We start from the raw sequence: 14,892 nt of genomic DNA on the forward strand, positions 1-14,892 counted from the left end.
TTAGAGGACAACGGCGCCTGGCGTATCAGACGGCAAAGAGCAGGAATTCCCTTTCCCACGAACTGATCACGCGCTTGAAGTTTTCATGCTCGGCCCGCTTGACCGCGACGTAGCCAGTGATGAAATTTTTGCCAAGGTAGCGCTCGATGGTCGCGCTGTTTTCCATGCGTTCCAGCGCGTCTTCGATGGTCAGCGGCAGGCGCAGGTTGCGGCGTTCATAGCCACGCCCTACCACCGGCGCACTCGGATTCAGGCCTTCAACCATGCCGATGTACCCGCAGAGCAGGCTCGCGGCAATCGCCAGGTACGGGTTGGCATCGGCGCCCGGCAGGCGGTTTTCCACCCGACGGTTCTGCGGCCCGGCATCCGGAACCCGCAGGCCCACGGTGCGGTTCTCTTCGCCCCACTCCACGTTCACCGGCGCCGAGGTATCGGGCAGGAAGCGGCGGAACGAGTTGACGTTGGGGGCGAACAGCGGCAACAGCTCGGGAATGAGTTTCTGCAAGCCACCGATGTGGTGCAGGAACAGCTGGCTCATGGTCCCGTCATCATTGGAGAAGATGTTCCTGCCGGTCTCGATGTCGATGATGCTCTGGTGCAAGTGCATGGCACTGCCCGGCTCGCCGGTCATTGGCTTGGCCATGAAGGTCGCGGCCACGTTGTGCTTGAGCGCAGCCTCGCGCATGGTGCGCTTGAACACCAGGATCTGGTCGGCCAGGGACAGGGCATCACCGTGACGGAAGTTGATTTCCATCTGCGCCGTGCCGTCTTCATGAATCAGCGTATCGAGGTCAAGGTCCTGCAGTTCACACCAGTCATAGACGTCTTCGAACAGCGGATCGAACTCGTTCGCCGCTTCAATGGAGAACGACTGACGCCCCGTTTCCGGGCGACCGGAGCGACCGACCGGCGGCTGCAGCGGGTAGTCCGGGTCGTCGCTGCGCTTGGTCAGGTAAAACTCCATTTCCGGCGCCACGATGGGCTGCCAGCCTTTGTCGGAATAGAGTTTCAGGACTTTCTTGAGCACGTTGCGCGGCGACAGCTCAATCGGGTTGCCTTGCTTGTCGTAGGAATCGTGGATAACGATGGCGGTCGGCTCGATGGCCCACGGCACCAGGTACACCGCACTCTGGTCGGGACGGCAGATCATGTCGATGTCGGCCGGGTCGAGCAGTTCGTAATAGATGTCGTCTTCGACGTAATCGCCGGTCACGGTCTGCAGCAGAACGCTTTCTGGCAAGCGCATGCCTTTTTCGGCGATGAATTTGTTGGTCGGCGAAATCTTGCCCCGGGTAATCCCGGTCAAGTCGGCGATCATGCATTCGACTTCTGTGATCTTGTGGTTTTTCAACCAATCGGTGAGCTGGTCGAGGTTGTTACTCATAAATGCCTCTAGGCTTGAGTTGTCTGACCCTTTTAAGGTCAGGCGTTGTTTGACGCATCGGCGTCGCGTTGTAGAGCGTTTGCGCGGCAGATTATCGTGTTTGCCAACACTGCCGCAGAGGCCGGGCGTGCAGAATCACGAGCGAAGCCCCGAACGATGGTCAGGCCGCTATTGTGAATCGGTTCTATATTGAATGGAGTAACCGTAATGGGGGTGCCATCGCGACCGTCCAGAATATCGGACGGGGACGGTTGAACCGTCGCGGATGGGAGGATCACCGCAAGCGCCGGGACCACGGAACGGACGGACGTGTCATCACTGATGTGATAAACATGCCGACCGACCTGTCTTGAGCAGTCGGTGACGCCGATTATCGGCAGGCGAGACATGAAGCACCCCGGTATTATTGCTGTTATGGGTTTGATTCGAGCTTAGCCTTGTTCATTTTTTTACACAACACCCCCGTAAAAAATACAACACGGCCCGCTCAAGCCTGCGGGCGCCATAGAGACCAAGGTCATAAAAACGCCCCAAAGTGCCTCAAAAAAGCCACACGGGTGCTTTTTTAGGGCAAAAAAGGCCTCGCTTGACTTCGGCATGCCGTTCGGGTTGACTGAAACCAGAAAAGATCAATGATTGATATTTTTAACAACAAAGGTGTTGCATCATGTCGGTACCCCCGCGTGCCGTTCAGCTTAACGAAGCGAACGCGTTCCTTAAGGAACATCCTGAGGTTCTGTACGTTGACCTTCTGATTGCGGATATGAATGGTGTGGTGCGCGGCAAGCGCATCGAACGCACCAGCCTCCACAAGGTTTACGAGAAAGGCATCAACCTGCCGGCCTCTCTATTTGCTCTGGATATCAACGGCTCGACGGTGGAAAGCACCGGCCTGGGCCTGGACATCGGCGATGCTGACCGAATCTGCTATCCAATTCCCGATACCCTGTGCAACGAGCCATGGCAGAAGCGCCCAACCGCGCAACTGTTGATGACCATGCACGAACTCGAAGGCGAACCCTTCTTCGCCGACCCGCGTGAAGTGCTGGCCAATGTGGTGCGCAAGTTCGACGAAATGGGCCTGACCATCTGCGCCGCGTTCGAACTGGAGTTCTACCTGATCGACCAGGAGAACGTGAACGGTCGTCCGCAACCACCTCGCTCACCGGTTTCCGGCAAACGTCCGCACTCGACCCAGGTCTACCTGATCGACGACCTCGACGAATACGTCGATTGCCTCCAGGACATTCTGGAAGGTGCCAAAGAGCAAGGCATTCCGGCCGACGCCATCGTCAAGGAAAGTGCCCCGGCGCAGTTCGAAGTGAATCTGCACCACGTGGCCGATCCGATCAAGGCCTGCGACTACGCGGTCCTGCTCAAGCGCCTGATCAAGAACATCGCCTACGACCATGAAATGGACACCACCTTCATGGCCAAGCCTTACCCGGGCCAGGCGGGTAATGGTCTGCATGTCCACATCTCGATTCTCGACAAAGACGGCAAGAACATTTTTGCCAGTGAGGATCCCGAGCAGAACGCCGCACTGCGTCACGCGATCGGCGGTGTGCTCGAGACCCTACCGGCGCAGATGGCTTTCCTCTGCCCGAACGTCAACTCCTACCGTCGTTTCGGCGCACAGTTCTACGTGCCGAACTCGCCGTGCTGGGGCCTGGACAACCGTACCGTAGCGATTCGCGTGCCTACCGGCTCTGCCGATGCCGTGCGCATCGAACACCGCGTGGCCGGCGCCGATGCCAACCCGTACCTGCTGATGGCTTCGGTCCTGGCGGGCGTGCACCACGGTCTGGTCAACAAGGTCGAGCCTGGCGCTCCGGTCGAAGGCAACAGCTACGAGCAGAACGAGCAAAGCCTGCCGAACAACCTGCGTGATGCGCTGCGCGAGCTGGACGACAGCGAAGTCATGGCCAAGTACATCGATCCGAAATACATCGATATCTTCGTGGCCTGTAAAGAGAGCGAGCTGGAGGAGTTCGAACACTCCATCTCCGACCTCGAGTACAACTGGTACCTGCATACCGTGTAAGCGGTTGCGGTAGAGAAAACGCCGTCGGCTTCACAGCCTGCGGCGTTTTTTTATGGCCGCCTTCGGCGGATCGCTGGCAAGCCAGCTCCCACAGTGGATCTTTAGCGAATACAGATCTTGTGGTCGACACATAACCCGTGGGAGCTGGCTTGCCAGCGATGGCGTCCTGGCAGACAACACACAGACCTGCTCGTACAATGCCCCCTGCCCCGCAGGAGACTCCAATGACACGCGTAACCACCCCCCGCAAACCCCGCGCACGCAGCCAGGCCCGGATCGATTCGATACTCGATGCGGCCCGCACGCTGTTGGCCGCCGAGGGCGTGGCCAGTCTGTCGATCTACAGTGTCGCCGAGCGCGCGGAGATTCCGCCCTCCTCGGTCTACCATTTCTTCGCCAGCGTGCCGGCGCTGCTCGAAGCCTTGACCGCCGACGTCCATGCGGCCTTCCGCGCGTGCCTGCAAGCACCCATCGATCATCACGCCCTCGGCAGCTGGCGCGATCTGTCACGCCTGGTGGAACAACGCATGCTCGACATCTATGCTGAGGACGCCGCCGCCCGCCAACTCATTCTGGCCCAGCACGGCCTTACCGAAGTCACCCAGGCCGACCGCCAGCACGACCTCGAACTGGGCGAGCTGATGCACAAGCTGTTCGATCACCACTTCGAGCTGCCGACGCTGCCGAGTGATGTCGATGTGTTCGCCCTGGCCATGGAGCTTGGCGACCGGGTGTATGCGCGCTCGGTGCAGCAGCACGGGCAGATTACGCCACGCATGGCCGAGGAAGGGATGCGGGTGTTTGATGCTTATGTGGGGTTGTACCTGCCGCCCTATCTGCCCAAGCGCGGCATTCCATCCTGATTTCTTGATTGGCCTTACTGGCCTCTTCGCGAGCAGGCTCGCTCCCACATTTGAAATGCATTCCCCTGTGGGAGCGAGCCTGCTCGCGAAGGCCGCGCCACCGATCTCAATGAATCACACGCACAAAAAAACCCCGAAGGGCTCAAACCCTTCGGGGTTGTTGTTTACGCATGTGGCTTACAACTTGGCGATCGACACCTCAGTGGATTTCACAAACGCGATCACTTCACTGCCCACCGCCAGTTCCAGCTCTTTCACCGAGCGCGTGGTGATCACCGAAGTGACGATGCCGGAAGCGGTCTGCACGTCGATTTCCGACAGCACGTCGCCGAGGACGATTTCCTTGATGGAGCCTTTGAACTGGTTGCGAACGTTGATGGCCTTGATAGTCATGATGTTGATTCCTGTCGTTGGGTAAGACTTGAGTTATTGAGCCCAGCGCAATTGCGTAGGCAAGGGTGAAACAGGTTCCGGCTCCGGTGGTTGGCCGGGCAGCGCCAGCACGCGATTGAGGACTTCGGTTTCCAGCGCCGCCAGCCGGTGGGAGCCGCGCACTCGAGGGCGCGGCAGTTCCACGTGCAGGTCGAGGCCGACTTCGCCGTCTTCGATCAGGATCACCCGATCAGCAATCGCCACCGCTTCACTGACGTCGTGGGTCACCAGCAGCACCGTAAAGCCGTGCTGTTGCCAGAGCCGTTCGATCAGTTGCTGCATTTCAATTCGGGTCAGGGCATCCAGAGCGCCCAGGGGTTCGTCGAGCAACAGCAGGCGCGGCTGATGAATCAACGCACGGGCCAAAGCCACGCGTTGCTTCTGTCCACCGGACAACGCTGCCGGCCATTCGTTGGCGCGGTCGGCCAGGCCCACCGCGTCCAAGGCTTCAAGCGCTTGCGGCCGCCAGTTACCCTTGAGGCCCAGACCGACGTTGTCGATGATCTTTTTCCAGGGCAGCAAACGCGCTTCCTGGAACATCAGCCGCGTGTCTTCCCGTGCGTCACTCAATGGCGCGGCACCGGCGAGCAAATCACCACCGGTGGGCCGGTCAAGGCCGGCGAGCAATCGCAGCAAGGTACTTTTGCCGCAACCGCTGCGACCCACCACGGCGACAAACTGGCCCGCCGGAATGTGCAAGTCGATCTCGCGCAGCACCTGCCGCGAGCCAAAGGTTTTTTGCAGCTTGCGCACCGCCAGCGGAATGCCGCGCAGCAGGCGTGGAGGTTGTACCGCGATCATGCCGCACCTCCCTTGGCAACCTGATACGCCGGGTGCCAGCGCAGCCACACGCGCTCAAGTCCACGGGCCGCGAGGTCGGCCAGTTTGCCGAGCACCGCGTACAGCAGAATCGCCAGCACCACCACGTCGGTCTGCAAGAACTCCCGGGCATTCATCGCCAGATAACCGATACCGGAACTGGCGGAGATGGTTTCCGCGACGATCAACGTCAGCCACATGAAGCCGAGGGCGAAGCGCACGCCAACCAGAATCGAAGGCAGCGCCCCCGGCAAAATCACCTGCCAGAACAGGCTGAAACCCGTCAGGCCATAGCTGCGCGCCATCTCCACCAATGCCGGGTCGACGTTGCGGATGCCGTGATAGGTGTTGAGGTAAATCGGGAACAGCGTGCCCAGCGCCACCAGGAAAATCTTCGCCGACTCGTCGATGCCGAACCACAGGATCACCAGCGGAATCAGCGCCAGGTGCGGCACGTTGCGGATCATCTGCACCGAACTGTCGAGCAGGCGTTCGCCCCACTTCGACAGACCGGTGATGAAACCCAGGGTCAAACCGATGCCGCCACCGATGGTGAAACCCAGCGCGGCACGCCAGCCACTGATCGCCAGGTGCGTCCAGATTTCGCCGCTGCGCACCAGGCTCACGCCAGCTTCGATCACGGCAACCGGCGCCGGCAGAATCCGTGTCGACAACCAGCCCGCCGACACACTCAACTGCCACACCGCCAGCAACAACACCGGCAACGCCCAGGGCGCGAGACTGTGGATGATTTTCTTCATGACCGCGCCTCAGCTCTGGGACGCGGCTTTGGGCAGGATGTCGTTGGCGACCATCTCGCCGAACGGACTCACGTAGCCAGCACTTTTCGCCAGCTCAGTACGCTCGACATCGAGGTGCGGGAACAGCAGTTCGGCGACTCGGTACGACTCTTCCAGGTGTGGATAACCGGAGAAAATAAAGGTGTCGATGCCGAGGTCCGCGTACTCCTTCACGCGGGCGGCCACGGTCGGGCCATCGCCCACCAGCGCCGTACCGGCACCGCCACGCACCAAGCCGACACCGGCCCACAGGTTCGGGCTGACTTCCAGTTTGTCGCGGCTGCCGCCATGCAATGCGGCCATGCGTTGCTGACCGACCGAATCGAAGCGCGCCAGCGACGCCTGGGCACGAGCGATGGTGTCGTCGTCGAGATGGGAGATCAGCCGATCCGCGGCTTTCCAGGCTTCATCGTTGGTTTCGCGCACAATCACGTGCAGGCGAATGCCGAAGCGCACGGTGCGTCCGAGCTTCGCGGCCTTGGCGCGGACCTGTTCGATTTTTTCCGCCACGGCGGCCGGCGGCTCGCCCCAGGTCAGGACCATTTCCACCTGTTCGGCAGCCAGGTCTTGCGCGGCATCCGAAGAGCCGCCGAAGTACAGCGGCGGGCGCGGCTGCTGGATGGGTGGATAGAGCAGTTTCGCGCCCTTCACGCTGATGTGCTGGCCGTCGTAATCAACGGTTTCACCTTCCAGCACGCGGCGCCAGATACGGGTGAACTCCACGGAAGCCTGGTAGCGTTCTTCGTGGCTGAGGAACAGACCATCACCCGCCAACTCCTCCGGATCACCGCCGGTCACCAGGTTGAACAGCGCACGGCCGCCGGACAGACGATCCAGGGTCGCGGCCTGACGCGCCGCCACCGTCGGGGAAATGATCCCGGGGCGCAGGGCAACCAGAAACTTCAAGCGCTGGGTCACCGGGATCAGCGACGCCGCCACCAGCCACGAATCCTCGCAAGAGCGGCCGGTGGGAATCAGCACGCCGCCGAAACCCAGTCGGTCCGCCGCTTGCGCGACTTGTTGCAGGTAACCGTGGTCAACGGCGCGTGCGCCTTCGGCGGTGCCAAGGTAATGGCCGTCGCCGTGGGTAGGCAGGAACCAGAAGATATTGAGGCTCATGGAGTGGTCTCCTAGGGGAATCGATTTACTGGGCTTTCGTAATTGAGCTTTGGGCAACAGCTGCCGGCGGCGTCCAGATCACGTCTTTGATGCTCAATTGCTTTGGAATCAGCTTGAGCTGGTAGAAGGTGTCGGCGATTTTCTGCTGCGCCGCGACCACTTCCGGGGTCAGGAACAACGCGCCGTAGCCCTGGCGTTTCACCGAAGTGCGGGTGATGTCTGCCGACAGGCCGAGCAGTGGCGAGACCTGCTGGGTCACGTCTTCAGGATTGGCCCAGGACCACTCGCCCACTGCGCGCACTTCTTCCACCAGGGTCTTGATCACCTCGGGATTTTTTTGCGCGTAGGGTTTGGTCGCCAGGTAGAACTGATGGTTGTCGACGATGCCCTGGCCATCGCGCAGGGTGCGCGCTTGCAACTGTTGTTCGGCGGCGGCCTGGTAGGGGTCCCAGATCACCCAGGCGTCGACACTGCCACGCTCGAACGCAGCGCGGGCATCGGCCGGCGGCAGGAAGACGGTCTGGATGTCGGTGTATTTGAGGCCGGCGTCTTCCAGTGCACGCACCAGCAGGTAGTGCACGTTGGAACCCTTGTTGAGCACGACTTTCTTGCCCTTGAGCTCTGCCACCGACTTGATCGGCGAGTCCTTCGGCACCAGGATCGCCTCACTGTGCGGCGCTGGCGGTTCGTAGGCGACGTAGAGCAGATCGGCGCCGGCCGCTTGAGCGAACACGGGCGGCGTCTCACCGGTAACGCCGAAGTCGATGGAGCCGACGTTCAAGCCTTCAAGCAGTTGCGGGCCACCGGGGAATTCAGTCCATTGCACGTCCACGCCTTGGGCGGCGAGGCGTTTTTCCAGGGTGCCCTTGGCTTTGAGCAGCACCAGGGTGCCGTATTTCTGATAGCCGATTCGTAGCGTCTCGGCCTGGGCTTGAGTAAAGGCGCCGAAGGTGACAGCCGCAGCAAACAGAGCGACCAGACCACGACGCAAAATGACAGGGCGCATGGCGCTCTCCTTTTTGCAGTTGGGTTTTGGCTGCACCTGCTTGCCCGTTGGCGGGCGAGTAAGGCCAGTACTTCAATTTTCGGTGGGGCTAATGTTCAGTGGAGTTCATATGCTCCAGCGAGCACTCAACAAACGTTCATTCAACAGGTTCGGATCGAGCGGCTTGGGCCGTCGTGCCATGGCGCTGAGAAACAGCTCCAGCGATTCGTTCAGGCGTTGCTCCAGCTCCGGCGCCAACTGCGCCAGGGCGCTGCCTTCGCCGTAAGCGATCTGGCTGTCGACGGCGAAAATCCCGTGGAGCATTTCCTGGGCTTTCAACGCTGACAGCACCGGCTTGAGCGCGTAGTCCACCGCCAGCATGTGGGCGATGCTGCCGCCGGTTGCCATCGGCAACACCACCTTGTGGCTCAGGGCGCGTTCGGGCAGCAGATCCAGCACGGTTTTCAATGCGCCGGAGAACGAAGCCTTGTACACCGGCGTAGCGATCAGCAGGCCATCGGCGTTTTCAATCTGTTGCAGCAGGTCAATGACCTTCGGGCTGTCGAAGCGTGCATGCAGCAAGTCTTCGGCCGGGAAGTCCCGTACCTGATAACTCACCACCTCCACGCCTTGTTCTTGCAACCAACTCTTGGAGCGGTCCAGCAGCACCCCGGAACGGGAGCGTTGACTGGGACTGCCTCCGAGTGAGACGACCAACATTCAGACGATTCCTTGAGCGGTGTTGGCGATTCGCGGTTTGCGATCTCGCTTCGATGGAGTGACCTTAACAGCTGATTTATATATCCATAAATCATATTTATTCATTTGGTTATGTATTTTAGAGATATACGAATCGACTTCATTCGGGCAAAAAAAAGGCCGTCGAAACGGCCTGAAATCCCCTGCTTAGAGAACATCCGAACACATACCTGTAGGAGCTGGCTTGCCAGCGATGGCTGGTGAATCTGATACACCGCGTTGTATCTATCGCCGGCAAGCCGGCTCCTACAAAAAAGGATCAGCGATTGGGCTGCGGCGTCAGGCGCAGGTAAGGCTTGACGGCACGATAGCCCTTGGGAAAACGCTGTTTGATTTCCTCTTCATCCTTGAGCGACGGCACGATCACCACTTCATCACCGTCCTGCCAGTTGGCCGGCGTGGCCACCTTGTAGTTGTCGGTGAGTTGCAGCGAGTCGATCACCCGCAGGATTTCATTGAAATTGCGCCCGGTGCTCGCCGGGTAGGTAATCGTCAACCGAACCTTTTTGTTCGGGTCGATCACGAACAGCGAACGCACGGTCAGGGTGTCGTTGGCGTTGGGATGGATCAGGTCGTAGAGGTCCGAGACTTTGCGGTCGGCGTCATCCAGGATCGGAAAGTTGACCACAGTACTCTGCGTCTCGTTGATGTCCTCGATCCATCTGTGATGCGACTCCACAGGGTCCACGGACAGTGCGATAGCCTTGACACCGCGCGCCGCGAACTCATCCTTGAGCCTGGCGGTGAAACCCAGTTCGGTGGTGCATACCGGCGTGAAATCCGCCGGATGGGAAAACAGCACGCCCCAGCTATCGCCCAGCCACTGATGGAAACGGATGATGCCGGCGCTGGAGTTCTGTTCGAAATCGGGGGCGATATCGCCAAGTCTGAGACCCATGGTGCTGCTCCTTGTGAGTGCTTGATGGGTTCAACTGTGCCTGTGTTTTTTATCTATTAAAAAGAATAAATATCGATTTATTTAGATCATTAAGAAATATTAAAGATCTGTTCACTGGACGTGCACGCACAACCCGCCGAACATCGGCCGCGAGGTTCGAGAAGGCCTTGAGTTGCTGCAAAGAGGGAACTCAGGACGGGATTACGGGGGTGAACCCGTCCTGAACATGTAAAAGCCCCGCCCGGTATTGCACCGGGCGGGGCTTTTTTGTCTCGGTTACGCGAACGCTATTACAACAGCGGGATCGAGTAGCTGACGATCAGACGGTTTTCGTCCTGCGAACGGGTGTTCGGCAGGTCGGTGCGCCAGGTAGCGTTTTTCCACGCCAGGCCCAGGTTCTTCAACGGACCTTCCTGCACCACGTAGGCAACACTCAGGTCACGCTCCCACTCGGAAGCACCATTGGCCGCCTGGCCACCCTTGGCGTTGACGGTATCGATGCTGTCGCCGTGCAAGTACACCAGACCCGCGGTCAAGCCAGGCACACCGACCTTGGCGAAGTCGAACGAGTAACGTGCTTGCCAGGTTTTCTCGCCGGCACGGCCGAACTTCTGGATTTGCGAATCGGTGATGGTGTAGTTCGACGAACCGTCACCCTGGTTCAGCCAAGGGAAGTCACTGCTGCCGTTGCTGACCTGGTAACCGCCACCGAAGGTATGACCGGCAACCGAATACAGGAACAGGCCGCTGTACAGGTTGTTGTCGACCTTGCCTTTACCGTTTGGCGCGTTGTAGTTGCCAGTGGTGAAGTACAGCGGGTCGTGACCGTTGGCACCATCATCAGAGCTGTTGAAATAGCGGAAATCCGACTTCAACACGCCTGGGCCGATTGCCCAGTTGTGGACCAGACCCAGGAAGTGCTGCTTGTAGAACTCTTCCAGCTTGCCGTAGTAGTACTGAGCCGTCAGGTCCTTGGTGATCTTGTAGTCGCCACCGGCATAGATGAACTTGTTGCTGTCGCGGAACTTGGTACCGCGAGTGTTCGCACCGGAAATCGACATCTGCTCATTGTTGCTGGAGTTACGGCCTTTAACGGCTTCGATCTGACCGGCGACCAGCGACAGGTCCTTGATCTCGGCGGAAGTGATCTGGCCACCCTGCCAGGTTTGCGGCAGCAGACGACCATCGTTGGTCACGATCACCGGGTTTTTCGGCTGCAGGGTACCCAGCTTCAATTCAGTCTGGGAAACCTTGGCTTTGGCGGTCAGGCCCAGGCTGGAGAAATCATCTACCGCCTCGCCATTGGATTTACTCGGGAAAACCGTGCCGCCGTAAGAAGTCGCCGTGGCGCCGTTGGTACCGCCGCCCGAATCCAGCTTGACGCCCAACAGGCCGATCGCATCGATACCGAAACCGACGGTGCCCTGGGTGTAACCGGAAATGAAACGCAGGTCGAAGCCTTGGCCCCACTCTTCGTTTTTGTTGGGACCGGTACCGTCGCGGTTGTCGGTGTTGATGTAGAAGTTACGCAGCCCCAGTGTTGCCTTGCTGTCTTCGATGAAACCCGCGGCGTTTGCCTGCTGGGCCAATACCCCGACGGCCACAGCCATGGCCAAGGTGGACTTGTTCATGTTTCGCTCCTCTCGTTTCTAGTTCTGATGCTCCTGGTCCCGAATCGATTGCCCGGGATCCTGAATGCATAAATTCGCGGCAAACCGTCTAAGCCGGTCGTTTGGCGGGCCGCAGGATACATGGCCTTAAAGCCAAAAAGAATTTCTTTGGTTTTTTTAATATCACTGTGGAATATGACTTCCCACGGCAGATCCGAGGTATCGGCGGCAGGGCCGATTCCTGAAACTGATCAATTGTCGAGGGACGAAGCTGCCAAATCCGAGTTCAGGGATGAGTGTCGGACAGGCGCACTTTAGTGTGCGGATTAAAAAACCAAAAAGAATAAAAAAGAAATAACATCTTTGTTTTTGGAATATAAAGCTCGACACGAAAAAAAGCCCCGCCAACCGACGGGGCTTTTTCTTGCGGCTATTACATGAAGCTGTAGGTGTAGTTGAAGATCAGACGGGTCTGGTCTTGATCAAGGGTGCTGGTGTTGCCACGGTAGGTACCGTGACGCAGCGTCGTACCAAACCCTTTCAGTGCACCGGTTTGAATCACGTAGTCCACACGCGCGTCAGTCTCGTGCTCGCTCAGGTCTTTACCCACACCGCTGGTAGCCTTGATGTCCTGGCCATTCAAGTAACCAATCGAAGCTTTCAACCCCGGTACACCCAGGGAGGCGAAGTCATAGGAGTACTGACCGAAGGTGGTGTTTTCACCGGCACGGATAAAGCTGCCCACCGTGGCATCGGTAAACGAGTAGAAGCTGGCGCCGCCGGCACCTTCTTGACGACCCTGATCATCAATAAGGCTGCCCTGGTTCAAGAACACAAAGCCGCCGTCATCGTTGACGCGCTGATGCCCGAGCAGGAACGCGTGGCCACCCAGGGTATAGGTGAACATGGCGCTCCAGGTCTTGTTATCGACCACGCCCCTTTCTTTGGCAAAGCCATTGTTGTTGTTGAATTGATAGCCGGCGTCGCCGTTCTTGCCGTCGGAGCTGCTGTCGAAATAACGGATATCGGTCTTGAACGACTGATTGGCCGCGATCGGGTAGACGTGCACCAGGCCGAGGAAGTTCTGCTTGTAGAAGTCTTCCAGGTTCGCATAGTAGTACTGCAGCGTGAGGTCTTTGGTGACCTTCCAGTCAGCACCGCCGTAGAGGAACTTGTTGCTGTCCTTAGTAGCGCCAGCCACAGACAGGCCAGTGGAGTTCGAGGAGGCGCGACCCGACGCATGCTCCAGTTGACCAAAGTTAAAGGTCACGTTGTCGATTTCTTTGGAGGAGATGGTGCCACCTTCAAAGGTCTGCGGCAGCACACGACTGTCGTTCGCGATCAGGATCGGCAGGTTAGGTGCCAGAGCGCCACCCAGGTGGGCTTCGGTCTTCGAGAAGCGAGCCTTGACGTTGCCATCCAGACGGCTCCATTCGTCGGCCGCCTTATCGCCGTCGCTAGGGAAGAACGAGTTGGCGTTACCGGTTGGGTGATGCCCCTTGCCGCCATCCAGGTGGATACCCATCACAGCTTGGGCGTCGATACCAAAACCTACCGTACCCTGGGTGAAACCGGACAGGTAGTCGAACTTGAGACCCTCAGCGGTTTCGCGCTGACGGTTGGCAGGAAGATCGTTAGCAGGAGAACTCAGACTTGAACGCACATCGGCGTCGTAATACATGGTGCGGGAACTGATGGAAGCCTTGCTGTCTTCCAGGAAACCTGCGGCGCCTGCCTGCTGCGCAACTACCCCTACGGCCACGGCCAAAGCCAAGGTGGACTTGTTCATTGTGAAGCTCCTCTCGATTCTAATTCTTGTATTCCTGGTCTCGAGTCGACGCCCGAAATCCTAAGATGCGCGATTAGCGCCAGACCGTGACCCATAAGTCAATCGTAACTATATGTGTCTACGACCATAGTCTAACCCCCGTTTTTTTGGTCCCTGCTGGGTCATGAATTCGTCATGAACCTGAAAAGAATTACCCGATTCTTTTCTAATACCGTTTAGGAATTTAGCTCCCCGATCGCCATTCACCCCAGAATAGAGGGTTTGGACCATAAGCTAATTCCTAATCGGTATTTATTTTTACTTTTTTAGATCGTTTAGTTTTCGACGCAATTCGGAAACAATTTCTTTACCGAAAGGCGGCCCCATGACGATCAAACGCGCACTATCCGGATCAATTGTTACAGTTTGTGTATCGCTCGCATTTTCCTTCACCGCTCAGGCGGCGAACCTCACCGTCGGTTATCAAACCGGAATCGACCCCAGCAAAGTCCCCCAGGCCGATGGTCTTTATGAAAAAACCATCGGCCAGCCCATCGACTGGCGGCGCTTCAACAGCGGCCCGGAAGTGGTCACGGCGATTGCCTCGGGCGATGTGCAAATCGGCAATCTCGGCTCCAGTCCGCTGGCCGCTGCCGCCTCACGCAACCTGCCGATTGTCGCGTTCATCGTCTCGGCCCAGATCAATGCCGCCGAAGCGCTGGTGGTGCGTAACGGCAGCGGCATCGAAAAACCGCAAGATCTGATCGGAAAGACCATCGCCACGCCTTTCGTTTCAACCTCCCACTACAGCCTGCTCGGTGCGCTGAAGCACTGGGGCCTGGACAGTTCGAAAGTCAAAGTGGTGAACCTGCAGCCAGCAGAAATCGCCGCCGCCTGGAAGCGCGGCGATATTGACGGCGCATTTGTCTGGTCGCCCGCACTGGGGGAAATCCGCAAGACTGGCAAGACCCTGACCGACGCTGCGCAAGTCGGCCAATGGGGCGCGCCAACCTTTGAGGTCTGGGTAGCGCGCAAGGATTACGCAGAGAAGCACCCAGAGGTGGTGGCCAAATTCGCCAAGGTCACCCTGGATTCGTTCGCCGACTATGCCGCCCATAAGGACCAATGGACCGTTGATTCGGTGCCCGTCCAGAAAATCGCCAAACTGACCGGTGCCAACGCCGCCGACGTGCCGGAGTTACTGGCCGGTTCCGCATTCCCCGATGCCAAGGCGCAACAGGGCAGCGCGCTGCTGGACGGCGGCACGGCCAAGGCCATTGGCGAGACGGCGAAATTCCTGAAGGAGCAAGGGAAGGTAGAGGCGGTGCTGCCGGACTATTCGCCGTATGTCAGCGCGAAGTTTGTCCAGGAGTAACACAAGGTTCCTGTAGGAGCTGCCGCAGGCTGCGAT

The 14,892-nt window shown here is 58.7% G+C and carries 13 protein-coding genes; 3 read left to right on the forward strand and 10 right to left on the reverse strand.

Going from position 1 to position 14,892, the window contains the following annotated elements; genetic code table 11:
* Nucleotides 1–25 precede the first annotated feature (25 nt).
* Nucleotides 26–1,384 carry a glutamine synthetase family protein gene (locus CD175_RS20115; protein WP_007976357.1) on the reverse strand — a complete coding sequence of 453 codons (1,359 nt, stop codon included), beginning with the start codon at nt 1,382–1,384 and terminating at the stop codon, nt 26–28.
* A 667-nt stretch (nt 1,385–2,051) separates the two neighbouring features.
* On the opposite strand from CD175_RS20115, the gene CD175_RS20125 reads away from it, so the two are divergent.
* Together CD175_RS20125 and CD175_RS20130 are read left to right on the forward strand one after the other, a co-directional pair.
* Complete coding sequence (locus tag CD175_RS20125; RefSeq protein WP_007976355.1) at nt 2,052–3,428, forward strand: glutamine synthetase family protein; 1,377 nt, start codon at nt 2,052–2,054, stop codon at nt 3,426–3,428.
* A gap of 224 nt (nt 3,429–3,652) precedes the next feature.
* Complete coding sequence (locus CD175_RS20130; protein ID WP_104450199.1) at nt 3,653–4,291, forward strand: TetR/AcrR family transcriptional regulator; 639 nt, start codon at nt 3,653–3,655, stop codon at nt 4,289–4,291.
* 177 nt (nt 4,292–4,468) lie between these two features.
* Here the strand turns inward: CD175_RS20130 and CD175_RS20135 are convergent, their stop codons facing one another.
* From CD175_RS20135 to CD175_RS20175, 9 genes are all read right to left on the reverse strand, one after another.
* On the reverse strand, nt 4,469–4,684 hold the full coding sequence (locus tag CD175_RS20135; protein ID WP_007967989.1) for a TOBE domain-containing protein: 216 nt from the start codon (nt 4,682–4,684) through the stop codon (nt 4,469–4,471).
* A 33-nt stretch (nt 4,685–4,717) separates the two neighbouring features.
* On the reverse strand, nt 4,718–5,524 hold the full coding sequence (gene ssuB, locus CD175_RS20140) for an aliphatic sulfonates ABC transporter ATP-binding protein (protein WP_104450200.1): 807 nt from the start codon (nt 5,522–5,524) through the stop codon (nt 4,718–4,720).
* Entirely contained in the window at nt 5,521–6,303 is a 783-nt protein-coding gene (gene ssuC, locus CD175_RS20145) for an aliphatic sulfonate ABC transporter permease SsuC (RefSeq protein WP_007976348.1), read from the reverse strand. The genes ssuB and ssuC overlap by 4 nt, the downstream gene beginning before the upstream one ends.
* 9 nt (nt 6,304–6,312) lie before the next feature.
* Nucleotides 6,313–7,461 (reverse strand): FMNH2-dependent alkanesulfonate monooxygenase, encoded by a 1,149-nt coding sequence (gene ssuD, locus CD175_RS20150; RefSeq protein ID WP_104450201.1) that lies wholly within the window; start codon nt 7,459–7,461, stop codon nt 6,313–6,315.
* A 25-nt stretch (nt 7,462–7,486) separates the two neighbouring features.
* Nucleotides 7,487–8,467: a sulfonate ABC transporter substrate-binding protein gene (locus CD175_RS20155; protein ID WP_104450202.1), complete on the reverse strand. Its 981-nt coding sequence runs from the start codon at nt 8,465–8,467 to the stop codon at nt 7,487–7,489.
* A 105-nt stretch (nt 8,468–8,572) separates the two neighbouring features.
* Nucleotides 8,573–9,166 (reverse strand): NADPH-dependent FMN reductase, encoded by a 594-nt coding sequence (gene ssuE / locus CD175_RS20160; RefSeq protein ID WP_104450203.1) that lies wholly within the window; start codon nt 9,164–9,166, stop codon nt 8,573–8,575.
* 298 nt (nt 9,167–9,464) lie between these two features.
* Nucleotides 9,465–10,103 (reverse strand): peroxiredoxin, encoded by a 639-nt coding sequence (locus tag CD175_RS20165; protein ID WP_015097285.1) that lies wholly within the window; start codon nt 10,101–10,103, stop codon nt 9,465–9,467.
* A 290-nt stretch (nt 10,104–10,393) separates the two neighbouring features.
* Entirely contained in the window at nt 10,394–11,734 is a 1,341-nt protein-coding gene (locus CD175_RS20170) for an OprD family porin (RefSeq protein ID WP_104450204.1), read from the reverse strand.
* Nucleotides 11,735–12,146: 412 nt separating this feature from the next.
* Nucleotides 12,147–13,502, reverse strand: coding sequence for an OprD family outer membrane porin (locus tag CD175_RS20175; RefSeq protein ID WP_104450205.1), 1,356 nt, complete (start codon nt 13,500–13,502; stop codon nt 12,147–12,149).
* Between the two features lie 370 nt (nt 13,503–13,872).
* Here CD175_RS20175 and tauA point away from each other — a divergent pair, with 370 nt between their 5' ends.
* Nucleotides 13,873–14,856, forward strand: a complete 984-nt coding sequence (tauA, locus tag CD175_RS20180; RefSeq protein WP_420849133.1) for a taurine ABC transporter substrate-binding protein — start codon at nt 13,873–13,875, stop codon at nt 14,854–14,856.
* Nucleotides 14,857–14,892: the final 36 nt, after the last annotated feature.

The sequence above is a fragment of the Pseudomonas laurylsulfatiphila genome (assembly GCF_002934665.1).
Lineage (GTDB): Bacteria > Pseudomonadota > Gammaproteobacteria > Pseudomonadales > Pseudomonadaceae > Aquipseudomonas > Aquipseudomonas laurylsulfatiphila.